Below are 22,091 nucleotides of genomic sequence, written 5' to 3'. Positions count from 1 at the left end.
GCGAATGGCGCGGTTCGCTCACCCCGGGCCGAGGACCCGGGCCAGGTAGGGATTCGCGAACAGGCCGCCCGGGTCGAGTTCGGTCCGCAGTCGGCGGAAGTCGTCGAAGCGCGGATAGCGCTGCTGCAACGCGGCCGCGTCCAGCCGGTGCAGCTTGCCCCAGTGCGGCCGCCCGCCCACCGAGTCCACTATGGACCAGAAGGCGTCGAACCAGGCGCGGTGCGGCATCCCGGCGAACTGGTGCACCGCCACATAAGCCGTTTCCCGCTGGTGCGCGGTGGACAGCCAGATGTCGTCGGCAGCGGCGACCCGCACTTCGACCGGGAACATCACGGGCTCGGCGAGCCGGTCGGCGGCGGTGCGCAGGGCGGTGAGCACGCCGGGCAGCTCGGCGCGCGGGATCGCGTACTCCGACTCGACGAAGCGCACCCGGCGCCGGGTGACGAACACCTTCCGCGCGACGTCGCTGTAGTGCCGGGCCGACCAGGTCGCGGCGCAGAACCGGTTGAGCGGCCGGACCAGGCCGGGCCACGCGCGGCCGAGGTGGCACACCGCGCCGAAGGCCCGGTTCTCCATCAGCTCGTACTCGAAGAACTCGCGCACCCGTCCCAGCGGCTCGGGGTGCCGACCGGCGGGCAACCGGTTGTTGCGCTTGACCAGCGTCCGGCGGCTGTGCGGGAACCAGTAGAACTCGAAGTGGTCGTTGCCATCGGCCAGCTCGTCGAACCGCGCCAGCACGTCGTCCAGCGGTTCCGGGTGCTCGTCGGCTTCCAGGTCGAACGCGGGTACGCAGCGCAAGGTCACCTTGGTCAGCACACCCAGCGCGCCCAGGCCGATGCGGGCGGCGGCGAACAGCTCGGGGTTCTCGGTGGCCGAGCAGCGGCGCAGCGTCCCGTCGGCGAGCAGCAGTTCGAGTCCGGCCACCTGGGTGGCCAGCCCGCCGAGCGCGGCTCCGGTGCCGTGGGTGCCGGTGCAGATCGCGCCTGCGACGGTCTGCCGGTCGATGTCGCCGAGGTTCGGCAGCGCCAGTCCGAGCTCGGCCAGTTCCCTGTTGAGCCGGTGCAGCGGTGTGCCTGCGAGAACGGTGACGTGCGGTGGGCAGGCGTGCTCGATGCCGCTCCACTGGCTCAGGTCGAGCGCGAGCGCGCCGTCTGCGGGCGCGCCGACGCCGGTGAACGAGTGCCCGCTGCCCAGCGGCCGGACGGTGCGCCCGCCGCGCGCGGAGGCGATCAGCAGTTCCGCGGCGTGCTCGGGGTCGCGCGGCCGGGCGGTCGCGGCCGGGTCGCGGCTGACCGTGCGCGCCCAGTTCCGCCAGCTCGGCGTCGTTCGGGACATCCGCGTCCTCCTCGCCCGCGCGGATCGAGCCGCGCTGAGCCAGAAATTATGTGAAAGAGATTCACTTAACAACCCCCTTCGCTTACGGTGTGTCAGGTGGCGAGCAACCGCACCGCAGCATCGGCCCGCGCTGCCGACCTGGACCGGGCGACCGGCGAACTCGACCCGCCGTTCGCCGTCGCCGACCTCGAAGCCTTCCGGCGCAACGCCCGCGATCTGGCCCGCCGGGCGCACGGCACCCCGATCCGGATCGCGACGAAGTCCGTGCGCTGCCGCGAACTGCTCGAGCTGGCGCTGGCCGAACCCGGATACGCGGGGTTGATGGCCTACAGCCTGTCCGAGGCGCTCTGGCTGCACCGGGCGGGCACCAGCAACGACATCCTCGTCGCCTACCCCACCACCGACCGCCGAGCGTTGCGCGAGCTCGCCGCCGATCCGGCCGCGGCCGCCGCGATCACGATCATGGTCGATTCCGCCGACCACCTCGACTACGTCGATGCCGCGACCGGCTCGCGCCGTCCGGACCTGCGGATCTGCCTGGAACTGGACGCTTCGTGGCGGCCGCTGCCCGGCGCGCACGTGGGAACGCGGCGCTCCCCGGTGCACGGAGTCCGCGCAGCGCGGCGGCTCGCCGAGCACGTCGAACGCCGCAACGGTTTCCGGCTGGTGGGGATGATGGCCTACGAAGGCCAGATCGCCGGGCTCGGCGACGCCCCACCCGGTCGTCCGCTGGCAGGCCGGGTGCTGCGCTGGATGCGCCGCCGGTCCGCCGCGGAACTGGCGGAACGCCGCGGCGAAGCGGTGGCCGCGGTGCGCGGCGTCGCGCCGCTGGAATTCGTCAACGGCGGCGGAACCGGCAGCCTGGAGATCACCGGCACCGAGCGGGCGGTCACCGAACTCGCCGCGGGCTCCGGGCTCATCGGCCCGACCTTGTTCGACGCCTACAGCACGTTCCGGCCGCAGCCCGCCGTGCTGTACGCGCTGCCGGTGGTGCGCAAGTCCGCCGGCCGGTTCGCCACGCTGTTCAGCGGCGGCTACATCGCTTCCGGACCGACCGGGCCGAGCCGGGCGCCGAGCGTGCACCTGCCGCCCGGGCTGCGCCTGACCGCGGCCGAAGGCGCCGGTGAGGTGCAGACCCCGGTCGCCGGGGCGGCCGCGCGCGGGTTGCGGCTCGGTGATCGGGTGTGGCTGCGGCACGCCAAGGCGGGCGAACTCGCCGAGCGGTTCACGCACTACCACCTCGTCGAGGGCAGCACGCTGCTCCGCAGCGCGCCGACCTACCGCGGCGAGGGCATGTCGTTCGGCTGACCCGGCGGCAGCCGGTTCGCCAGGTAGCCGCGCACCAGCTCCTTCGCCTCGCTGACCAGCTCGGCGTCCCCGGCGGCGTCGCGGCGGAACGCGAGGTTGAGCACCGCGTCCGCGGCCTCCACCGCGACCGACAGCGGAAGTTGCAGCTGCGCGCCTTCCAAGTCGAATTCCTTGGCCAGCAGCGCGGTCAGCTTCTCCGCGATCACCGCGTTGTTGTCCTGGGTCTCGTCCAGCAGCCGCAGATCCACCACGTCGCCGAAGTGCAGCCTGCTGAACGCCGGCACGTCGCGGTGCATGGTGATGTAGACGTCGATCACCGTGTCCACCGCGTCCCACCAGTGCTGCAGGTCGGCGGTGGTGAACCGCTCGGAGATCGCGGCGACGAAGCGGTCCAGGTTGCGCTGCGTCAACTCCTGCACGACCGCCCGCTTGTCCGGGAAGAACTGGTACAGCGAGCCGACCGCGACACCGGCGCGTTCCGCGATCAGCGTGGTGGTCACCCCCTCGTAGCCGAGCTCGTCGATGAGCTCGGCGCAGGACTCCAGCATCTTCTCCACCCGCTGGGTGCTGCGCTGCTGTACGGGCCTGCGGCGGAGGGGGGCGACTTCGGCGGGCAAGGCGACTCCTTGATCACATGTGCGGACCGTCGCGGGCTGGACGTCGGCGGTGCTGACGATCCCGCTGCGGAGGGTCCCGGTGGCCGACCCGGACCCCGCGTGCTCGGCATCCTGGCGGCCACGAGTGGCGCTTTCACATCTTCCCAGCAACCGGGACCCGTCCGGCTCGCTGGATCTCTTCAGCTCCCGGGCGGTTCCAGCACCGCCAGGTGCGGCCGGCCGGCGGCCGCGCAGCTGGTGAAGCGGCGTGCGCGGATGGCCGGACGCTGCCGTGGCGGCTGGGCAGGCGGTCGGTCTGACTGGTGCGTCCAGATTCGGCCGATCACGTGCAGTGTGCCGCTCGCGCCGGTGCGGCGGGGCGGGGACATGCCGGGGCCGGTGTCGACCGAAGGGGTGGCTTCGCGCGGCCGCGTCCCGCTCGGTGGAACACCTGTGCCCGCGTCAGGCAATTACCGACATAGTGTCGCAGGTCACCCTGGATGGGTTGGAGTTACTGCGTGGCGTATGCATTCGGTCACATTGCTGGCGCACATAGTCACTATCTAGCGTGAGGCGAAGCCTCCCGGTCGCCAACTGGTGTGAGGCGGAACGTCCCGAGCTGTGACGGAAAGGTGATCGTGAGCTACTGCGGCGTCGCGCCCCGTTCTCCCCGTTCCCGAATGCCCTGCACCCCGGGGAACGCCGCCGTCCGGCAGGTCCACCCGTCCCCACCGTCCAGAGAACTCGCCGCGGGCACTTGCCGCCCCGTCACCGGGGGCGTCCCCGCGCACCACCAGTTCGCCCGGTGACCGCGCGAACGCCGGTCTCCCGGCCGGTCCCGACACCGCGAACAACACCGGAGCAGTCCCGCCGCGGCCTTTGGGCGCCGTTGTGCGCTTCGGAAGCGGACGCGATGTTGCAAGCAGGCGGCTACACCGAGCGCGTCCGCTGGTCCGCGGGTGAGCTCCGGCTGGTCGGTTCCCGCGGCCGGGGAGTGCCGCTGGGCGCCGAACCCGCCTGGGCCGACCTGTTCCGCGCGCTGGTCCGCTGCCGGTCCAGGCGCACCCGGCACGATCCGCGTTGGCTCCGGCGGCTGAGCAGGCAACTCCCCGGGCCGGCGCCGGATCTTCCAGCAGCGGACGGCTTCGCGGCAGTGGTGCGCACGGATCCGGTGCTGCGGATGCACTGCGCGGTGCTCGCCGCTCGCGCGGAGCACGCGGAGCCGAGTCCGCAACACCCGGAGCACCCCGGCGGAACCATCGCGGCCGGGTCGCGCGCGCTGGTCGAGCCTGGCCCGGACGGTGCTCCGGCGTTGCTGAAGCTGCTGGTGGACAACCGGTTCGAGCACCGCGAGCACGAGTTCGGGTTCTTCCTCGAGCGCTTCGTGCGCCCGGCGGTGCGCGCTTTCCGCATCGCACTGGAGCAGCACCGCGCGGTGCTGTTCGCGGGCGAGGACGCGCGGCCCGCCTTCGAGCTCTCACCGGAACTCGCGGTCACCGGCCGAGTCGTGGCCACCGGCGTGGTCGCGGACGCCCACCCGGTCGCCGTCGCGCGCGGTGCGCGGTCGTTGCGCGGTGCGCTCGACGAACTAGGCGCCGCTTTCGACCGCATCGGATACCGGCCGTTCGCCGCGGAATCCGCGCGCGCGGGGATCGAACGGGTGCTCACCGAGGAGTTCCGATACCTGCAGCCGCGCACCGCGCGGCTGCTCGGGTCGGTTGCGCAGTTGCGGCCGTTCGCGCACACCGTCGAGTCCGAACAGGACGAACTGCTCCGGCACGTGCTGCACCAGGTGCAGGAGCGCACCCGGAAACGGCGGTGGGACCGCTCGTTGCCCCAGCCCGCGGTGGTGATCGACCTGGACCTGTGCGGCATCGTGCCGTTGCGCCGCACCGTCGAAGCCACTCGCGCGATCGCCGGGCCGCGGCCGGGCGCACCGGAGGGCATACCGGAGCTCGCCGGCCCGGACTCGCTGCCGGTGCTGCCGACCTGCGCCGAAGCCACCTGGCAGCGGTTCGTCGAGCTCAGCGGGCTCGGCGCGCAGTATCCGGCGGTGGACTGGCCGGCGGTGCACACCGAGTTCTCCCGCGCTCTAGCCCGACCCCGGGAACTGCTGCGCACCGACGTGGTCAACGCGGGCCTTGCCCGGTTCGCGTGGGACGTGCGCGACGCGGGCGGCCAGGTCGTGTTCTGCACCGGACGCGACGAGCAGTTGCGCGAGCACACCGAGGCGGTGCTGGCGTCCGCGGGCGTGCCGACCGCTCCGCTGCTGTGCATGCCGGACGGGAAGGCCGAGGCACTACCGGAACTGCGCGAGCTCGACGTGATCGCGGTGTTCGGCGACCAGCGGGAAGGCCGGATCGCGCTGGGCGAGGCGTTCCCCTCCGCGTTGACCATCCGCGTGCAAGTCCCCGGACTGGTGGCCGAACGCGAACAGCCGCACGCGCAGCGCGCGATCGCGACGTTCGAGACGACGCCGCGCGCGCCCGCGCCCGGTCCCCGGTTGTCGCACACGCACTCGCTGGAGGAACTGCAGATCGGCGAACTGCGGGCGAACCGGTCCGCGCAGGACTGGGCCGTCCGGCTGGACCACGCGGAATCGCTGGAGGTGGTCCGGTCGGTGCGTGCCGACGCCGACCGCGCCGCCGACCGCCTCGCGAGCAGCGCGCGCAGCACCTTCGCGCTCGACGAACCCGGAACGCAGGAGCAGCGGGTGGAACGCACCTTGCGGGCGCTGCACCACGTGCTCACCCGCAAGCAGTTCCGCAAGGGGGCGCGCGCGAACTACCAGGTGGCCGACCTGCGCCGCGACGCCGAACCGTTCGTGCGCGGCGACCAGCCGATCGACGTGGTGCTGCTGGGCTTCCCGGTCAAGCAGCACCTGAACGGGCTGAAGGCCTCCGGGCCGCTGCCGGACCTCGCCGAGCTGGGCTCGCTGCTGCGGCTGCGGGAGATGCACCGGGCGGCGAGCGCTGTGCACCCGCCGGGGCTGCGGTTCCGCATCCTCACCGACGGCAGGCACTTCCGGCCGCGGCCGGCGTCGATCACCGGTGCCTACGTCCGGAAGCTGCGGGAGTACGCCGAACTGGCAGGCATCGCCGAGGCTTGCGCGATCGAAGAGGTGGACGCGGCCGCGGCACGCAGGATCGGCGGCGACCTGACCGCCGAACGCGCGGTCCGCGCCGCCCGCTACCGGCGGCTGCTCACCGAGGCGTTGCGGGGCCTGGACATCACCGACGACCCGCTGCGCACCTTGGACAGCGCGCACGCGCGAGCGTCCGAAGTGGACGATTCGGTGGCGCCCGCGCTGGTGTTGTTCCGGGAAATGCTGATGTCGCTGGTGTACTCGGTGCCGCTGCCGGTGCCCTCCGGGATGCGGCGCGGCACCTGGGCGCGGCTGGTGTATTCGGACGTCTACGACCTCGCGGGCAGCGCGGTGCCGCCCGCGGTGCGGCAGGCGCGCGCGGACGTCCTGCGCCGAGCCTGGCACATCGTGATCCGCTACCTGGCCACGCTGCGGGTCGACGAGGAACTCGGGTACGAGGAGATGTTCCCGAACCGGATCCGCCTCACCGTCAGCGCCGCGCGCCGCGGGCGGTGCGGGTTCACCTACCTCGGCGGTTCCGGCCTGTTGCCGTGGCAGGGGACGGGGGCGGTGGATGCGCGCGGAACGGTGGGTGCGGACTTCGCGGTTTCCTTGCAGGACCAGGGATTCGTGCCGGTCTACTCCGCGCTGCTCGGGCCGCGCCAACCGTGGTTCGCGGTGCCCGCCGGGTGCACCGTTCCCGGGCGCGGGGAGGTGCGGCTCGATCCCGAACTGGTCGCCCGGGCGCGGCTAAGGCGCAAGTAGCGCGTGGTCGTGCGAAATAGAAAGGCCCCGGCGCCCATCCGGGGAAACGGACGCCGGGGCCCCTCGTCCACTCCGGTCCCCTTCGGGGATAGGGGACCGGAGCCGTTGGAATCCGCGAACCGGTACCGGTCGGGGGAGGGGAGTTGCTCAGCACCGGCCCGCGGAAGACTGGGATGTCCACTGTGGAGTTTTTCCTACGTGGTGGCCGGCGACCACGCCGTGGTCGGGGGAGCACGGCGGAGTGCGCCGGCCACCAGGCGGTTGCTCGGCGGCGATCCGGTTCGGGGAGGGAGTGGTGCTGACCGGACCGCGCCGAGGCCGCCGGCCTAGGGCACCGGCGCGGCCGGGCGCAGCTCGTGCGCCGGGCGCTGGTGCCTGGCGGGACGGGGTGCGAGGGCACCGGCGACCAGGTGCTCGTAGGCCGAGCGCCACACCGAGCACGGTGCGCTGCGGGGGCGCCATCGGGTCGAGCACTCCGTGCAGTTGCCCTTGTCGTCGGTGTCGTGAGCGGCCAGCAGCGTTCGCCACCCCTCGGTCAGCCGAGGGAGCTCGGAACGCGCCACGGACAGCAGGGACGGGGCGTCCGCGCGGTTCGCCAGCTCGCTCAGCACGTCGAGCCGCTCCCACACCGCGTTGCGCAGCACCTGACCCAATACCTCGTCCACCGAAACGTCACCGTCACTCTCTCGCCTGCTCAGCGGCCTTCCGCAGTGCGTTGCTCAACTCGCCGACTCCGTCGGTCGACAGCACCACGGTGCGGCCGGGCGGTCCGACGAGAACCACCCTGTCCCGGTTGACCAGCACGGTGAGGTAGCGGCGGATGTGCAGCACGTCGCGGCACAGCACCCGCCACCAACGGCGGCGGCCGGCAGTTCCGGACTCCGGTCCGGCCTGCGCGGGCACCGGGACGCTGCCGGTGGGCTCCGCGCCGGACCGCGGGTCCGACTCCTTGATGCCGTCCACTGCCGATCGGGTTCCTCTCCGTACTCGGTTGCTTACCGATGACTAGATTGGAACGGGTCGGCCGCGGGCGGTAGCGGGTAGGCGACGACCGGCCCGACCGCGACGACGAACGGTCGGCGGAGTTCACCTCGGCCGATCACCTTTGCCGAATCGCACTTCACCGCTTTGTCGAAGTGCCCTTACTCTGCGATCGACGCCCGTGCAGAGCGTGAGGGGTCTAAATGAACACCATCGGTTCGAACGGCTCGCTCGTTACACCCGACGTGTGGAACGAGCGAAGGATGCGGGACGCGTTGGCGGCCCGGAACGTCAGCGAGATCTACCGGCAACTGCGCCGGGTCGGCGTTTCGCAGCGCCAGATCGCCGCATCGACGGGCCAGTCGCAGTCCGAGGTGTCCGAGATCCTCAAGGGTCGCCAGGTCATGGCCTATGACGTGCTGGCCCGCATCGCCGACGGGCTCGGAATACCGAGGGGGTACATGGGCCTCGCCTATGACGGGGCGACGGCGATGAGGGTCGCGAACTCCAGCGACCCCCAGGCTGAGGAGGACGAGTCGGTGAAGCGTCGGAAATTCCTGTCCCACGCCGCGGCGGTGACCATGGGGGCAGCGGTCTTCGGTGCCGAGGAGAGCACCTGGGTGCCGAGCAATGTGCAGACGCCGGCCCCGGGGCGCATCGGCATGACCGACGTGCAGCAGATCCAGGCGGCGACCAAGGCGTTACGCGACCTGGACTACCGCTACGGCGGCGGCACCTGCCGGGACGCCGTGGTCGCCCAGCTTTCCTGGGCGCAGCAGCTGCTGGATGCGAACGCATCCGACCAGGTCAAGCAGAAGCTCTACGTGTCGCTGGCGGACATGCACAGCCTCGCCGGGTGGACTTCGTTCGACACCGGGCTGCTGGATCCGGCGCGCGGGCACTTCGGCAAGGCGCTGGAGTTCGCCAAGCAGGCCGAGGACGACAGCCTGGTGGCCAGCGTGCTGTACCGGATGGGCCGCGTCTACCTGCACTACCAGGAGCCGAACGAGGCGCTGAAGCTGTTCCAGCTCGGCCAGATCGCCGCGCAGGAGTCCGGTTCGGCGCTGACCGTCGCGGTGCTGTGCGCGAACGAGGCCTGGGCCTACGGCATGTTGAACAAGCCCGACCAGGTGCAGAAGATGGTCGGCCGCACCAAGGACGAGTTCGCCCGCGCGAACGTCACCGAGGCGCCGGACTGGGTGCGGTTCTTCAACGAGAACGACCTGCACGGGATGATCGGCTCCGCGCACGACGCGCTGGCCGTGTTCGACCCGGACCGGTACGCACCGCTGGCGGTGGCCGAGACGATCAAGTGCAACGAGGCGTACGGCGCGGACATGCAGCGCACGCACGTGTTCGGGCTGAGCTTGCAGGCCACCAACCACATCCGGGCCGGCGACCTGCAGCAGGGCATCAAGGTCGGGCGGCAGGCGCTGCAGATCGGCGAGCGGGTCAAGTCGGCCCGGGTCGCCGACCGGATCAAGCCGCTGCAGGTGGAGGCGGGCAAGCACCGGATGAACTCCGATGCCCGGGACCTGTCCGAAGAGATCCGCCGGTTCCGCGAGACGTGAGTCCGGTGAGCGCGGGGCCGCCGCCCCGGAAGCAGGCCGCTGCGGCGGCGGTGCGCGGCCGCACTCCGATGGGTTCTCGATGACGTCGCGCACCCGTGCCGCGGAAGGCCGCTACACCCGGCCGAAGCTGGCGATGGCGCTGGCGGAGATCTGCGCCGCCGCGGGGTTGGACCCGCGCGGGGCGAAGCTGGTGCGGTTCGTCAACAACGGGGTGTTCCTGCTGCGGGAGCATCCGGTGATCGTGCGGATCGTGCTGGCTCCGTCGTTCTCCTACCGCGCGGTCAACGTTGTGGAGGCCGGTCGCGTGCTGGCCGAGCACCAGGTGCCCGCGGTGCGGCTGCTGCCGGGAGTTGCGCAGCCGGTGCGCGCGGGAGGGCATCTGGCGACGCTGTGGCAGGCGGTGCCGGAGGTCGGCCCGGCGCCGGGCGGTAGCGACCTGGGCGGGTTGCTGCGGCAGGTGCACGCGCTGCCGGTGCCGTCCACGTTGCCCGAATGGCGCCCGATGGAAGACGTGCGCAGGCGCATCGCGGACGCGGAGGAGCTGGACGCCGCCGACTGCGCGTTCCTGCAGCACTACTGCGACGACGTCGAGGAGCGGTTGGGACGGCTGGAGTTCCCGCTGGCCCGCTCGGTGGTGCACGGCGACGCGCACCTCGGCAACCTGATCGCAGGTCCGGAGGGGCCGCTGCTGTGCGATCTGGACTCGTTGTGCGCTGGGCCGCCGGAGTGGGACCTCACGCCGATGGCGGTCGGCATGTTGCGGCTCGGCGCACCGCCGGAGCGCTACCGGGAGCTGGCCGCGGTCTACGGCTTCGACGTGACGGCCTGGCCGGGCTTCCAGGTGTTGCGCGACCTGCGCGAGCTGAAGATCACGGCCAGCGTGCTGCCGATCCTGCGCAGCAATCCGGGTGTGCGGGAGCAGCTGCGGATCCGGCTGCGTTCGATGCGCGAGGGTGATCGCACGGTGCAGTGGGAGCCGTATCGCTAGGAAGTTGATACGTACGATCGGGCGAACTTTGTCGACCCAGGTTGTTCGTGCGGTGATTCTTGGTGAAAGACGTGACCCTGGCGTGGTAGTCAGACGTGGATGTCGGCGGCTGTTGGGGGGCCGAGTGGACGGATCGGGCGGAAGGGCCGCATGGCTGCGGCGGATGGGCCGGAAGGTGACGCTGCGCGGCCGCAAGGCGCTGCACTCCGCGCGAGTGCTGGACGACGTGGTGGACACCGAGGTCGTGCTGGTGCCCGGGCTGAGCGAGCAGGCGCGGCAGCGCGCCGTGGATCACCTGGCCGAGCTGGTGATGCTCAGCCACGCTTACCGGATCTATGCCGATGGCCGGATCAGCCGGCGTGAGCTCGCGCGGCGCGGGCGCGGTGCCGTGGGGCGGCTGGAGACGCTGCAGATGCCGACCGCCCAGCAACTCACCGAGCGCGAATGACCGTTCGGCGACAGGGCACGGACTTTCGCATCGCGGAAGAATCGGGTCCGATTCGGCGCGGCTGAAGCTCTGCGCGCCTGCCGGGGCCGCCGATGATCGCACGGTTCGCGGCGCAGTGCTCGACTCTAGTTCGCGCTGCGCCGCGTCATACCGCCGAACGTGCCAGTCGGAGCCCGGCGGATCAGCCCTCGTCGGTCGGCTTGCCCAGCCGCAGCGCCAGCACCAGCCCGGCGACGACCAGCACGACCGCACCCGCGATCCACGGCCAGATCGGCATCGCGCCGCCGGAGTGCTGCTGCGACCCGTCCGCGGCGGCCGGTGGCGGGGCCGGGGTGCCGCCGCCGGGTTCGGTGAGCGTGAACGACACCTTGCCGGGCACCGGATGTCCGTCGTTGGACAGCACCCGGTAGCCGACCGTGTAGACACCTGCCGGACCGAGCGGGCGCACCGGCGCGCTGACCGAGTTGCCGGTCACCCGCACCTGGCCGTCGGTCCAGTAGCTGCCGTCCGGCCCGACGACGTTGACCGTGTTGTAGCCCTCGCCCGCGCGCACCGGCTGGTCGAAGGTCAGCCGCACCTCGCCGGGGCCGGTGGCCAGCTGTGCGCCCTCGGCCGGGTCGCTTCCGACCAGCGTGTTGTGCGCGGCCGCCGGGCCGGCAAGGCCGAGCAGTGCGGTGCAGGTCAGGGCCGCGGTAGCCAGCAGCCGCCTCATGAGTCGGCCCGCCCGCGCCGGCCGCGCAACAGTGCACCGATGCCCACGCCGAGGCCGAGCGCGCCGACGAGCAGGCCCGCGCCGCCGAGCACGCGCGCGGTGTCGTCCGATGCGGGCGCGGGCTCGCCGGAACTCGGTGCGGCGCTGTCCGCGGGCGCGCCGTGGGAGTGCTCCTCGGTCGCGGGCAGCAGTTGCAGGCTGGGGGCCGGGCGCTCGGGTTCGGAACCGTCCGGTCCCTGCGACTGGTCCCAGCGCACCACTTCGCCGCTGTCGTAGGTCTGCTCGGCGGGAAGCAACACCTCGCCGGTGTCGGTGGGCAGGGTGCCGAGGGTCGCCTCGAACTCCTCGAACTGGTCCGGGGCGATCCTGGTGCCGGGCCGGGCGGTCCAGGTGATGCCGGAGACGGCCTCGGTGACCTCGGCGCCCGCCACGTTGACCGGCCGGTCCAGCCGCACCTTCTGCACCTGCGCCGTCCAGCCGGGCAGCGGGCGGGTGCGCACCGAACTCAGCGGGTGCTCCAGCGGTAGCGCCACGTGCACGCGGACGGTGCCCGCGTCCGGTCGTTCGTTCGGCACCCGGAAGGTGACCTTCGCGGTGCCGCCTTGCTCGGCTTGTTCCGGCTGCACGTGGACGTGCGCGGTGGCGGTGCCCGCGCCGGCGAGGGCGCTGAGCCCGATGGCTGCGGCGGTGACCGCGAGCCGCGCGGCGGGTCTGGATTCGTTCATGGTCTTCGGGACTCCTTGCACTGCGCGAGTGCGTTCGCGCGGATATCGCGCTGAGGACACATGTCGGAAACGATCGGACGACGTTCCTTGATCTTTGTCGGGAATTCCGCCCGCGGGTTCGGAGGGCCGCGCGAAGCGTGAATTCTCGGGTGGATCAATTGCCCGAGCAAACGAAAGTTCTCGGTGGGCACGCGGCACGTCCGCCACGATGTCACCGATCGTAACGGCGAGGGCTTTTCTCTCGGACGGGTGAAGACTAAGGTTCCATCGGCTACGAAGCGTGCAGGATGATCCGGATGCCTGCGCGCCGTGGCTCGCAGCACCGACGGGGCGTGGATCGAGGACGCGGAGGCCGTGCCGGGCGCTTCGCGCGTTCCCGGAGGATCCCCCGCTGCCTGGAGAAATACCCGAAATGCGAGCCGCCTGGCTCCCAGTGCACCTACAATGCGAAATACCCGTCGCCTGCGACGGGCGAGCGCCGAACCGGCGGCGGCGAACAGAACAGCGATCACGGTGGGGCTCCCGGGGCCGGGAGTTGAGCCACCGGAGGCCGGGTGCGTTGCTACGGACAGTGACTCCGTGGCGGCCGCCGGGACCGGACTGCGCAGCCGGCGCCGAGCGCCTCGTGCATGGCCGGAATTGGTCGCCACGGCGGCCGAGTCTAGATGTCGGTTCGGCCACGCTCAGCGCAGGCGTGCTTGCCTTGATCCGCCGAATGGGTCACGGTTTACGGGTTGCAGACGGCCGGAACCAGTTCCTGTACGAGCAGGTTGTGACAGCTGAATAGGTCCCGGCGGTCGTGACATGAGGACGGAGAGGAGGGGGCGTCGCGAGTGGGCGCCGGTACCTGTGTCTACTGAAACAGATCAAGGAAGGGGTGGCTCGGCCGCATCGAGCCATCCACCGGAGCTATCCGGACAGTCCCAGTTCATCGAGAAGCCGAGGACCGACTGGGTCGTCTTCGGCACCACCGCGGCCATCATGTTCATCCTGGTGGCCTGGGGTGCGCTGAGCACCAATTCGCTGAAGGCCTTCGCGGACGCCGCGCTGGACTGGCTGGTGCTCAACATCGGCTGGGGCTTCGTGCTGGCCGCGACCGGTTTCGTCATCTTCGCGCTGTTCCTGGCGTTCAGCCGGTACGGGCGCATCCCGCTGGGGGAGGACGGCGAGAAGCCGGAGTTCAGGACGGTGTCCTGGATCGCGATGATGTTCAGCGCCGGCATGGGCATCGGCCTGATGTTCTACGGCGTCAGCGAGCCGTTGTCGCACTTCACCGAACCACCGCCGGGAACGGTGGCGCCGGAGTCCGACCCCGCGGTGAACACCGCGATGGCGACTTCGCTGTTCCACTGGACGTTGCACCCGTGGGCGATCTACGCGGTGGTCGGCCTCGCCATCGCCTACAGCAGCTTCCGCCGCGGCCGCAAGCAGCTGATCAGCGCGGTGTTCCTGCCGTTGATCGGCAAGCGCAACGCCGAAGGCCCGCTCGGCAGGCTGATCGACATCCTCGCGCTGTTCGCGACGCTGTTCGGCTCCGCGGCATCGCTGGGCCTGGGCACCCTGCAGATCCAGGCGGGGATGCAGGCCGCCGGGTGGATCGGCGCGACGAGCAAGATCCTGCTCGTGGGGATCATCGTCGTGCTGACGATCTGCTTCATCCTCTCCGCGGTGTCCGGTGTCGCCAAGGGCATCCAGTGGCTGTCGAACATCAACATGGTGCTCGCCGCGCTGCTGGCGATCTTCGTGTTCGTCGTCGGCCCGACCGTGCTGATCCTGAACCTGCTGCCGACCTCGCTGGGCGCGTACATCAGCGACTTCGGCGACATGGCCTCCCGCGCCGGAGCGACCGGCGGCGGCGAGATGCACGAGTGGCTGTCCACTTGGACGATCTTCTACTGGGCGTGGTGGATCTCCTGGACGCCGTTCGTCGGGATGTTCATCGCGCGGATCAGCCGCGGCCGCACGATCCGGCAGTTCATCGGCGGCGTGATGCTGGTGCCCAGCGTGGTCAGCCTCGTGTGGTTCGCCATCTTCGGTGGCGCGGCCATCGGCAGCCAGCAGGCCGGGCAGAACCCGGCCGGCAGCGGTGAGGCCGAGGCGCAGACCTTCTCCGTGCTGGAGAACATGCCGTTGTCCGTGATCACTTCGGTGCTGGTCATGGTGCTGGTGGCGATCTTCTTCGTCTCCGGTGCCGACGCCGCCTCGGTCGTGATGGGCACGCTCTCGCAGCGGGGTTCGATCGAGCCCAGCCGCTGGGTGGTCATCTTCTGGGGTGCCGCCACCGGTGCGGTCGCCGCGATCATGCTGGTGATCGGCGGGAACAACGCGTTGGAAGGCATCCAGAACCTCACGTTCATGGGCGCGCTGCCGTTCGCGATCGTCATGGTGTTCCTGTGCGTCGCCCTCACCAAGGACCTGCGCAGCGACCCGATCACGCTGCGCGACGAGAAGGGCGCTGAGGTCCTCGAGCAGGCGGTCATCGCGGGCACCGAGGAGCACGAGGGTGACTTCCAGCTGGTCACCACGCCCGCCGAGGACGAGGGCGAGGAAAGCGGCGACGCCGGGAATTCGGAGAAGAACGGTTCGTGAGTTTCCTGGACTACGTCGCCTCCAGGTGGCAGCAACTGCTGGTCGATTCCTACCAGCACGCCAGCATGGTGGTGCAGTGCATCCTGCTGGCGACCATCGTCGGCGTCCTGGTCGGGGTTGCGGTCTACCGCAGCCCCGCCGGGGCGGCGGTGGCCACCGCCCTTTCCAGCGCGGTGCTGACCGTGCCATCGTTCGCCCTGTTCGGGCTGCTCATCCCGGTTCTCGGGCTGGGCGTCGCGCCGTCGGTGGTGACCTTGGTGCTGTACGCGCTGCTGCCGATCGTGCGCAACACCATCGTCGGGCTGTCGTCGGTGGACCAGCCCGTGCTGGACGCCGCCCGCGGCATCGGCATGAACCGGCTGCGGGTGCTGACCAGGGTCGAACTGGCGTTGGCATGGCCGGGGATCCTCGCCGGGATGCGGGTCAGCACGCAGATGCTGATGGGCATCGCGGCCATCGCCGCCTACGCCAAGGGACCCGGGCTCGGAAACCTGATCTTCAGCGGGCTGTCCGGGCTGGGCAGCGCCAACGCGCTGAACATGGCGCTCGCGGGCACGCTCGGCGTGATCGTGCTGGCGCTGCTGCTGGACGGGGTGTTCGTGCTGCTCGGGCGCCTGACGACTTCGAGAGGTATTCGTGGCTGACAACGAAGTGCCCGGCTCCGACGACTCCGGCAACGGACACGGGGTGGAGATCCGCCTGGAGGAGGTCTCCAAGCGTTATCCGGGTCAGAAGCTCGCCGCGGTCGAATCGGTCACGATGACCATTCCGGCTGGCGAGACGGTGGTGCTGGTCGGTCCGTCCGGCAGCGGCAAGACCACCACCATGCGGATGATCAACCGGTTGATCGAGCCCAGCTCCGGGCGGATCACCATCGGCGGCCAGGACGTGCTGAACCTGGACCCGGACAAGTTGCGCCGCGAGATCGGCTACTCGATCCAGCAGGCCGGGCTGTTCCCGCACATGACCGTCGGCGAGAACGTCGGCATGGTGCCGGGCCTGGTCGGGTGGAGCAAGCAGCGGACCGGCGAGCGCGTGGACGAGATGCTGGACCTGGTCGGGCTGGACCCGGCGGAGTACCGCAAGCGCTACCCGCGCCAGCTCTCCGGCGGCCAGGCACAGCGCGTCGGGGTGGCCCGCGCGTTAGCCGCGGATCCGCCGGTGCTGCTGATGGACGAGCCGTTCGGAGCGGTGGACCCGATCACCCGCGGGGTGCTGCAGGACGAGCTGATGCGGCTGCAGGCCGACCTGGGCAAGACGATCGTGTTCGTCACGCACGACTTCGACGAGGCCGTGAAGCTGGGCGACCGGATCGCGGTGCTCGGTGACCAGTCCAAGATCCTGCAGTACGACACGCCGGACGCGATCCTGGCCAACCCCGCCGACGACACGGTCGCCGGGTTCGTCGGGGCGGGCGCCGCGCTCAAGCAGCTCACGCTGCGCCGGGTCCGCGAGATCGAACTCGGCCAGGTGCCGACCGCCGCGGTCGACGAGGAACCCGGTTTGCTCCGGGACCGGCTGGGCACCCGGCGCGGCGCGATCGGATTGGTGCTGGACCGCCGGAAGCGGCCGCTGCGCTGGACCACCGCTCGCGAAGCCGGTGCGGTGTCCACGCTGTCGCGGGCCGGGCGCCCGGTGGAGGACAGCGTCTCGCCCGCCTCCACGTTGCAGGACGCGCTGGAAGCGATCCTGACCGACGACGACGGGGTCGCGGTGGTCACCGGCTCGCGCGGGGAGTACATCGGCGTGGTCGACATCGACACGGTGATGACCACGATCAAATCGCTGCGCGAGGAACACGCGGACAGCGGTGCGGACACCGGCGACGCTGCGGCCGCGGACACCGGCGACGCCGGTGCCGCCGACGCCGGTGCCGCGGATGCCGAGGCGCGGTCATGACCAGCGCCTACTCCTCGGACTCCGGATCGCGCGGAGCGGAACGGCTGCGGCTGTTCGCCCAGCCGATCGTGGCCGCGGTGCTGGTCGCGGTGGTGCTCGGCGTCGCGTACGCGCACCGGGACAACGTGATCACTTCGCGGAACATCACCGCGTCCGCGTTGCTGACGCTGACCTGGCAGCACTTCCTGATCAGCCTGGCCGTGGCGCTGATCGTGGTGCTGCTGGCGGTCCCGCTGGGCGTGCTGCTGAGCCGTTCCTGGGCGCGGCGGCTGAGCCCGATCGTGATCGGCATCGCGAACGTCGGCCAGGCAGCCCCGTCGGTCGGCCTGCTGGTGCTGTTCTTCCTGCTCACCAACGGCACCACCGGTTTCTGGATCGCCACGTTGCCGATCGCCGTCTACGCCCTGCTGCCGGTGCTGCGCAACACGCTCGTCGGGCTGCAGCAGGTGGATCCGGCGCTGATCGACGCGGGCCGGGGCATCGGCATGTCCGGGACGAAGGTGCTGCTGCGGATCGAACTGCCGCTGTCGGTGCCGTTCATCCTCGCCGGGCTGCGCACCGCGCTGGTGCTGGCCGTCGGGACCGCCTCGCTGGCGTGGTTCGTCGGCGCGGGCGGTGTCGGGGAGCTGATCGACACCGGTTACAAGCTCAGCAACTGGACGGTGCTGTCGGTCGGCGCGGTGCTCGCGATGGCACTGGCGCTGCTGGTGGACTGGCTCGGCGGCGTCGCCGAGCAGTACCTGTCTCCGAAGGGACTGCGATGAACACACGGATGTCCCGGCGGAGCGCGTTGAAACTCGCCTCGGCCGCGGCGGCGGGCGCGGCGCTGAGCGGTTGCGGGCTCAGCTCCGGCTCGTCGGTGCCGCTGCGGGTCGAGCCGGGCTCGATCCGGCCGGTCCCGGAGCTGGAGGGCGTGCGGTTCACGGTCGGCTCGAAGGACTTCACCGAGCAGATCGTGCTCGCCTACCTGGCCGAGTTCGCGCTGCTGGCCGCAGGCGCCGAGGTGCGCGACCTGAGCAACATCACCGGCTCGGCCAGCGCCCGCAACGCACTGGTCAGCAACCAGATCGACGTGCTGTGGGAGTACACCGGCGCGTCCTGGATCAGCTACAACGGCAACACCGAGCCGATCCCGGATCCGATCGCCCAGTACGAGGCCGTGCGCAAGATGGACCTCGAGCGCAACGGGGTCGCCTGGTTCGCCTTGGCGTTGCAGGCGGACAACACCTACTCGTTCGCGTTGAACCAGCAGAACGCGCGGCGGCTCGGGGTGGAGACCTTCTCCGACCTCAAGCGGCTGGGCGCCGAGCGGCCGCAGGAGCTGAGCTTCTGCGTGGAGACCGAGTTCGCCAGCCGCAACGACGGCCTGCCCGGGGTTTCGCAGACCTACGGTTTCGAGGTGGACCCGTCCCGGGTGGAGACGCTGAACACCGGCACCATCTACGCGGCGACCGCGTCGGGCAACACCTGCAACTTCGGCGAGGTGTTCACGACCGACGGGCGGATCCGCTCGCTGGACCTGAAGGTGCTGACCGACGACAAGGGGTTCTTCCCGCGCTACAACCTCGGGGTCACGGTGCGGGCCGGGATGCTGCAGCGGTATCCGCAGTTGCAGCAGGTGTTCCAGCCGATCTCGGACCGGTTGAACAACGCCGAGCTGATGGAGCTCAACGCGGGCGTCGACGTCGACGGCCGGGACCCGGCCGACGTGGCCAGGGACTGGATGGTCAAGCACGGTTTCGTGACCTTGCCGAACAACGCCGCCTGACCATTCCGGGCGGGGCCGGCGGCCCGTCGTCGCCGCTCGGGCTGGGTAAACGCCCCCGCTGGGCAAAACCGCTTTCGCAACGTCCCTGGACCAGCACGTCCGGAATCGAGACCGCGATGGCACTCGGCTTTGCTCGGTGGGTGGCGGCGTCGGAGGGTCGTTGGCCCTTGCGGGCGCATGCCGCGCCCATTCGTGCTCAAACCTGCGCACGAGGCTTGGGGTGTCGCCCGCATCGTGCTTGGGTCCAGCGCGAGCCAAGTCGGTAATCACACCTGGGAGAACGCGATGCCGGAGAAGCTGACCGTGGATCTTCACCCGATCTTCCGCAGCGACAGGGACATCGACAACGCAGTGCGCAACGGGATCTTCCGTGCGGCCGGCGAGAACGTGCCGCTCGTCGAGATCATTCCGGGCAAGGGTGCAGGCAAGCTCAAGAAGCGCGTTCTCGCGATGCTGAAGCAGCCCCACATCAAGAAGCTGTACCGGAGTGTGGAGGTGGCCCCCGGCAACGACGGGATGGTTGCTGGTGCACTTGAGGTAGGCGGACACACGGCCACATCCAGGGTGGCATCCGGGAGACGGGCGGAAGATATTCGAGATCAGTTCAAGCAGACCGATCCGAACACCTTCGCACCGCGCTCTGCGGCAAAGATCGATGACTATCCCGGCAGGCCTGTGCTAACCGGGAATCCGCCCCGCCTGACCGACGCCGGAGTGGCATCTGCCCGGAGCTTGTCGCTATTGCCGGTCCGATCCGGCTATGAACACTAGATGCCGAGGCGGTTGAGCAGGTCGTCCTCGATGCGGTCGAGTTCGCCGGTCACCGCCCGATGCGCCGCCCGGCGGCGTTGCGCGGGCATCCGCTCGGCGGCGCGCACGGCGCCGGCCAGCTGGCCCAGGCGGGCTTCGGCCCGCTCGGCGAACTGCTCGGTGGTGCTGCCGTCCTCGGCCGACCGGCCGGTGCGCAGCTCGCGCAGCGCGTCGGTGTCGCCTGCGATCCGGGCTTGCAGCCCGGCGCCTCTGCCGGTGAAGCGGCCGGCATCGGCCGCGTCGATGCCGAGCCTGCGGGCGCGCGCCCGCTCGTAGCCGTCGCGGGCCATGCCGAACGCCTGCCGCGCGTACGGTGCGACGGCCGGTCCAAGCACCCGTACGACACCGACCAGCTTCTTCGCGTTGCCCGGGGTGAGCCTGCCGTGCTCGCCCTTCGCGACGGCCTTCGCCTCCCGCTTGGCCTTCTTCTCCGCGGCCTTCGTCTCGCGTTTGGCCTTCTTGTCAGCGGTTTTGTTGTCGTCGTGCACGGCCTTGGTGGCCTGCTTCGCGATCTTCGTGTCCTGCTTGGCCGCCCGCTCTTCCCGCTTGCTCGCCTTCGCTTCCAGCTTCGCGGCGCGTTTGGCGTCGTGGACCACCCAGCGCGTGGCGGCCGGCTCGATGGCTTCCGCTTGGTCCTCGGTCTTTCGGGTCATCGCCGCCTCCTGCTCTCGCCGGTGGTCCTCGCGTTCGCGGATCACGGTAAGGAGTGTGTGCGTTCGCCGCCGTCCGCGCAGATTGACCGAGCGGGGGAGCCGGAGCCGGGTTGAACACGCTGCGTACTCGATCGACGTGCTGCGTCACCGGGGTGATGGGCGCGATTGTCGGGGGCACGGCCTACGCTGCTGGACGTGGATGACGGGGTGCAGCTGGACGCGGGCGTGGTGACTCGCTGCCGCAGGCGGGTGCACCTGGAGAACGACCCGGCTGCTCGTGACCTGCCGAAATCCCCGATGGACGCGGGCGTCGAGCAGCGCATCGCGGACGCCGCCGAGCACCGCCGCGCGGTTGCCGGGCAGCTGGCCGCCTTGCTCGGCGAGCAGTGGGTCGCGGTCTCGCGGGAAGGCACCCGCCGCGAGCGGGAGCGCGCCACCGCGGAGGCGATGCGCGCGGGCACCCGGTTCATCTCCGGCGCCCAGCTGCCCGCGGATCCGGACGGCGGTCGTCTCGGCGCCATCGACCTGCTCGTGCGCAGCGGCGCCGGCTACGTCCCGGTGCTGGTGGTGCGGCACAAGACCGCCGATCCGGGCAACGGCGCGCGCACCGCACCGCTGAGCGATCCGACGCCTGCCGCGGCGCGTCCCGACCCGGACCGCAAGGTGCGTTCGCAGCCGCGCGACCAGCTCCGGCTGGTGCACGTGCGGCGGTTGCTCGAGGCGTGCGGGATGGCGGCCGGCGATCCCGTCGGCGGCGTCATCGGTGTCGAGGCGGACGTGGTCGTCTGGCACGACCTGCGGGCGCCGAACTGGCCGGGCGGGCGCACCGCGCTCACCGAGTACGACGCGCGGTTCGCCGACCGGCTCGACGTCGCCACCGCGGCCGCCGCGGGCGCCGAGCCGCTGGCGCAGCCGTCCCGGATCACCGAGTGCAAGGGCTGCCCCTGGTGGCCCACCTGCGAAACCGAGCTGCGCGAGCGGCGCGACGTGAGCCTCGTCGTGCGCGGCGAAGAAGCCACGGCGATGCGGGATGCCGGGGTCGGCACCGTCGACGAGCTCGCCGCGCTGCCCGCGGAACGGCTGCCGGAGGTGCAGCTGTCGCCGGGCCGCGGCGCCGACGCGGTGCTGCTGGCCAAGGCGTGGCTGCGGGAGCTGCCGCTGGTGCGCCGGGTGCGGCGGCTGGCGGTTCCGCGCGCCGACGTCGAGGTCGACGTGGACATGGAGAGCTACGCCGACTCCGGCGCCTACATGTGGGGCTGCTGGTTGTCCGGCGCGGACGTCGGCGAAGAACCGGGCTACCGCGCGTTCGTGACCTGGGATCCGCTGCCGTCCGATGACGAGGCGCGGTCCTTCGCCGAGTTCTGGACCTGGTTCACCGAGCTGCGCGCGAAGGCGCACGCGCGAGGGCTCACGTTCCGCGCGTACTGCTACAACGAGCTGGCCGAGAACCGGTGGATGCTGTCCTCGGCGGAACGGTTCGCAGGCAAGCCCGGTATTCCCGAGGTGGCCCGGGTCCGCGAGTTCATCGGCTCGGACGAGTGGGTCGACCTGTTCGCGGCGGTCCGCGACCAGTTCCTGTGCCCGCACGGCAAGGGGTTGAAGGTGATCGCGCCGAGCGCCGGGTTCCACTGGCGCGACGACGAGGCCGGCGGCGAGAACTCGATGCGCTGGTATCGCGACGCGGTGGGCCTGGACGGCTACGCGCCGGTGCTGTCGCAGCGCCGTCGCCTGCTGGAGTACAACGAGGACGACGTGCGGGCCACGTGGACGATCCGGCGCTGGATGACCTCCACCGCCGCGGAGCAGGTCCCGTACGCCGAGGATCTGTGAGCTGGTTCGTCAGTGCCCGTCTCGGAAC

19 protein-coding genes are annotated in these 22,091 nt (G+C 71.0%); 12 read left to right on the top strand and 7 right to left on the bottom strand.

From position 1 onward, the window contains the following. Positions 1-18: 18 nt before the first annotated feature. Complete coding sequence (locus V1457_RS07490) at positions 19-1,335, bottom strand: D-arabinono-1,4-lactone oxidase (protein ID WP_338601798.1); 1,317 nt, start codon at positions 1,333-1,335, stop codon at positions 19-21. A 96-nt stretch (positions 1,336-1,431) separates the two neighbouring features. Here V1457_RS07490 and V1457_RS07485 point away from each other — a divergent pair, with 96 nt between their 5' ends. Then, a complete protein-coding gene (locus V1457_RS07485; RefSeq protein ID WP_338601795.1) occupies positions 1,432-2,643 on the top strand; it encodes an amino acid deaminase/aldolase in 1,212 nt (403 codons plus the stop codon). Here V1457_RS07485 and V1457_RS07480 read toward each other — a convergent pair. Further along, positions 2,613-3,191 carry a TetR family transcriptional regulator gene (locus tag V1457_RS07480; protein WP_338604880.1) on the bottom strand — a complete coding sequence of 193 codons (579 nt, stop codon included), beginning with the start codon at positions 3,189-3,191 and terminating at the stop codon, positions 2,613-2,615. The two genes, V1457_RS07485 and V1457_RS07480, sit on opposite strands and share 31 nt — an antisense overlap. A gap of 961 nt (positions 3,192-4,152) precedes the next feature. Here V1457_RS07480 and V1457_RS07475 point away from each other — a divergent pair. Next, positions 4,153-7,089, top strand: coding sequence for an L-tyrosine/L-tryptophan isonitrile synthase family protein (locus V1457_RS07475; RefSeq protein ID WP_338601792.1), 2,937 nt, complete (start codon positions 4,153-4,155; stop codon positions 7,087-7,089). A 326-nt stretch (positions 7,090-7,415) separates the two neighbouring features. Here V1457_RS07475 and V1457_RS07470 read toward each other — a convergent pair whose 3' ends face one another. Further along, a complete protein-coding gene (locus V1457_RS07470) occupies positions 7,416-7,754 on the bottom strand; it encodes a hypothetical protein (RefSeq protein WP_200068065.1) in 339 nt (112 codons plus the stop codon). Between the two features lie 13 nt (positions 7,755-7,767). Then, entirely contained in the window at positions 7,768-8,052 is a 285-nt protein-coding gene (locus V1457_RS07465) for a hypothetical protein (RefSeq protein ID WP_233626543.1), read from the bottom strand. 221 nt (positions 8,053-8,273) lie between these two features. Here V1457_RS07465 and V1457_RS07460 point away from each other — a divergent pair, with 221 nt between their 5' ends. From V1457_RS07460 to V1457_RS07450, 3 genes are all read left to right on the top strand, one after another. Continuing rightward, complete coding sequence (locus V1457_RS07460; RefSeq protein WP_200068066.1) at positions 8,274-9,641, top strand: helix-turn-helix transcriptional regulator; 1,368 nt, start codon at positions 8,274-8,276, stop codon at positions 9,639-9,641. 79 nt (positions 9,642-9,720) lie between these two features. After that, positions 9,721-10,629 carry a phosphotransferase family protein gene (locus tag V1457_RS07455; protein ID WP_200068067.1) on the top strand — a complete coding sequence of 303 codons (909 nt, stop codon included), beginning with the start codon at positions 9,721-9,723 and terminating at the stop codon, positions 10,627-10,629. A gap of 163 nt (positions 10,630-10,792) precedes the next feature. Next, positions 10,793-11,077 carry a hypothetical protein gene (locus V1457_RS07450; RefSeq protein ID WP_200068068.1) on the top strand — a complete coding sequence of 95 codons (285 nt, stop codon included), beginning with the start codon at positions 10,793-10,795 and terminating at the stop codon, positions 11,075-11,077. Positions 11,078-11,258: 181 nt separating this feature from the next. Here V1457_RS07450 and V1457_RS07445 read toward each other — a convergent pair whose 3' ends face one another. Further along, the gene (locus V1457_RS07445; RefSeq protein ID WP_338601781.1) at positions 11,259-11,789 is read right to left on the bottom strand and encodes a copper resistance CopC family protein; all 531 of its coding nucleotides are present in this window, start codon (positions 11,787-11,789) and stop codon (positions 11,259-11,261) included. Further along, positions 11,786-12,514 carry a YcnI family protein gene (locus V1457_RS07440; RefSeq protein ID WP_200068070.1) on the bottom strand — a complete coding sequence of 243 codons (729 nt, stop codon included), beginning with the start codon at positions 12,512-12,514 and terminating at the stop codon, positions 11,786-11,788. Before V1457_RS07440 ends, V1457_RS07445 begins: the two co-directional genes overlap by 4 nt. 804 nt (positions 12,515-13,318) lie before the next feature. Here V1457_RS07440 and V1457_RS07435 point away from each other — a divergent pair. The 6 genes from V1457_RS07435 (at position 13,319) to V1457_RS07410 (ending at position 19,541) form a co-directional block, all read left to right on the top strand. After that, positions 13,319-15,103: a BCCT family transporter gene (locus tag V1457_RS07435; protein ID WP_200068071.1), complete on the top strand. Its 1,785-nt coding sequence runs from the start codon at positions 13,319-13,321 to the stop codon at positions 15,101-15,103. Further along, on the top strand, positions 15,100-15,747 hold the full coding sequence (locus V1457_RS07430; RefSeq protein WP_200068072.1) for an ABC transporter permease: 648 nt from the start codon (positions 15,100-15,102) through the stop codon (positions 15,745-15,747). Before V1457_RS07435 ends, V1457_RS07430 begins: the two co-directional genes overlap by 4 nt. Continuing rightward, positions 15,740-17,002 carry an ATP-binding cassette domain-containing protein gene (locus V1457_RS07425; protein ID WP_338601776.1) on the top strand — a complete coding sequence of 421 codons (1,263 nt, stop codon included), beginning with the start codon at positions 15,740-15,742 and terminating at the stop codon, positions 17,000-17,002. Before V1457_RS07430 ends, V1457_RS07425 begins: the two co-directional genes overlap by 8 nt. Beyond that, a complete protein-coding gene (locus V1457_RS07420) occupies positions 16,999-17,766 on the top strand; it encodes an ABC transporter permease (protein WP_200068073.1) in 768 nt (255 codons plus the stop codon). The genes V1457_RS07425 and V1457_RS07420 overlap by 4 nt, the downstream gene beginning before the upstream one ends. Next, a complete protein-coding gene (locus V1457_RS07415) occupies positions 17,763-18,770 on the top strand; it encodes a glycine betaine ABC transporter substrate-binding protein (RefSeq protein ID WP_233626552.1) in 1,008 nt (335 codons plus the stop codon). Before V1457_RS07420 ends, V1457_RS07415 begins: the two co-directional genes overlap by 4 nt. Positions 18,771-19,055: 285 nt before the next feature. Continuing rightward, positions 19,056-19,541: a Smr/MutS family protein gene (locus V1457_RS07410; protein WP_338601770.1), complete on the top strand. Its 486-nt coding sequence runs from the start codon at positions 19,056-19,058 to the stop codon at positions 19,539-19,541. Here V1457_RS07410 and V1457_RS07405 read toward each other — a convergent pair. Next, positions 19,538-20,233, bottom strand: a complete 696-nt coding sequence (locus tag V1457_RS07405; RefSeq protein ID WP_338601767.1) for a DUF6474 family protein — start codon at positions 20,231-20,233, stop codon at positions 19,538-19,540. The two genes, V1457_RS07410 and V1457_RS07405, sit on opposite strands and share 4 nt — an antisense overlap. A 195-nt stretch (positions 20,234-20,428) precedes the next feature. Between V1457_RS07405 and V1457_RS07400 the strand changes: the two genes are divergently transcribed. Further along, positions 20,429-22,063, top strand: a complete 1,635-nt coding sequence (locus tag V1457_RS07400) for a TM0106 family RecB-like putative nuclease (protein ID WP_338601764.1) — start codon at positions 20,429-20,431, stop codon at positions 22,061-22,063. Positions 22,064-22,091: the final 28 nt, after the last annotated feature.

It is taken from the genome of Saccharopolyspora sp. SCSIO 74807 (assembly GCF_037023755.1).
Lineage (GTDB): Bacteria > Actinomycetota > Actinomycetes > Mycobacteriales > Pseudonocardiaceae > Saccharopolyspora_C > Saccharopolyspora_C galaxeae.
The sequence above is the reverse complement of the archived record's forward strand: the minus strand, read 5'-3'. Positions and strand labels throughout refer to the sequence as shown.

Coding starts and splice junctions, on each gene's coding strand:
- V1457_RS07445 (WP_338601781.1), bottom strand. CDS start 11,789: ATGAGGCGGCTGCTGGCTACCGCGGCCCTGACCTGCACCGCACTGCTC.
- V1457_RS07460 (WP_200068066.1), top strand. CDS start 8,274: ATGAACACCATCGGTTCGAACGGCTCGCTCGTTACACCCGACGTGTGG.
- V1457_RS07455 (WP_200068067.1), top strand. CDS start 9,721: ATGACGTCGCGCACCCGTGCCGCGGAAGGCCGCTACACCCGGCCGAAG.
- V1457_RS07420 (WP_200068073.1), top strand. CDS start 16,999: ATGACCAGCGCCTACTCCTCGGACTCCGGATCGCGCGGAGCGGAACGG.
- V1457_RS07435 (WP_200068071.1), top strand. CDS start 13,319: ATGAGGACGGAGAGGAGGGGGCGTCGCGAGTGGGCGCCGGTACCTGTG.
- V1457_RS07450 (WP_200068068.1), top strand. CDS start 10,793: ATGGGCCGGAAGGTGACGCTGCGCGGCCGCAAGGCGCTGCACTCCGCG.
- V1457_RS07415 (WP_233626552.1), top strand. CDS start 17,763: ATGAACACACGGATGTCCCGGCGGAGCGCGTTGAAACTCGCCTCGGCC.
- V1457_RS07480 (WP_338604880.1), bottom strand. CDS start 3,191: ATGCTGGAGTCCTGCGCCGAGCTCATCGACGAGCTCGGCTACGAGGGG.
- V1457_RS07405 (WP_338601767.1), bottom strand. CDS start 20,233: ATGACCCGAAAGACCGAGGACCAAGCGGAAGCCATCGAGCCGGCCGCC.
- V1457_RS07440 (WP_200068070.1), bottom strand. CDS start 12,514: ATGAACGAATCCAGACCCGCCGCGCGGCTCGCGGTCACCGCCGCAGCC.
- V1457_RS07475 (WP_338601792.1), top strand. CDS start 4,153: ATGTTGCAAGCAGGCGGCTACACCGAGCGCGTCCGCTGGTCCGCGGGT.
- V1457_RS07490 (WP_338601798.1), bottom strand. CDS start 1,335: ATGTCCCGAACGACGCCGAGCTGGCGGAACTGGGCGCGCACGGTCAGC.
- V1457_RS07410 (WP_338601770.1), top strand. CDS start 19,056: ATGCCGGAGAAGCTGACCGTGGATCTTCACCCGATCTTCCGCAGCGAC.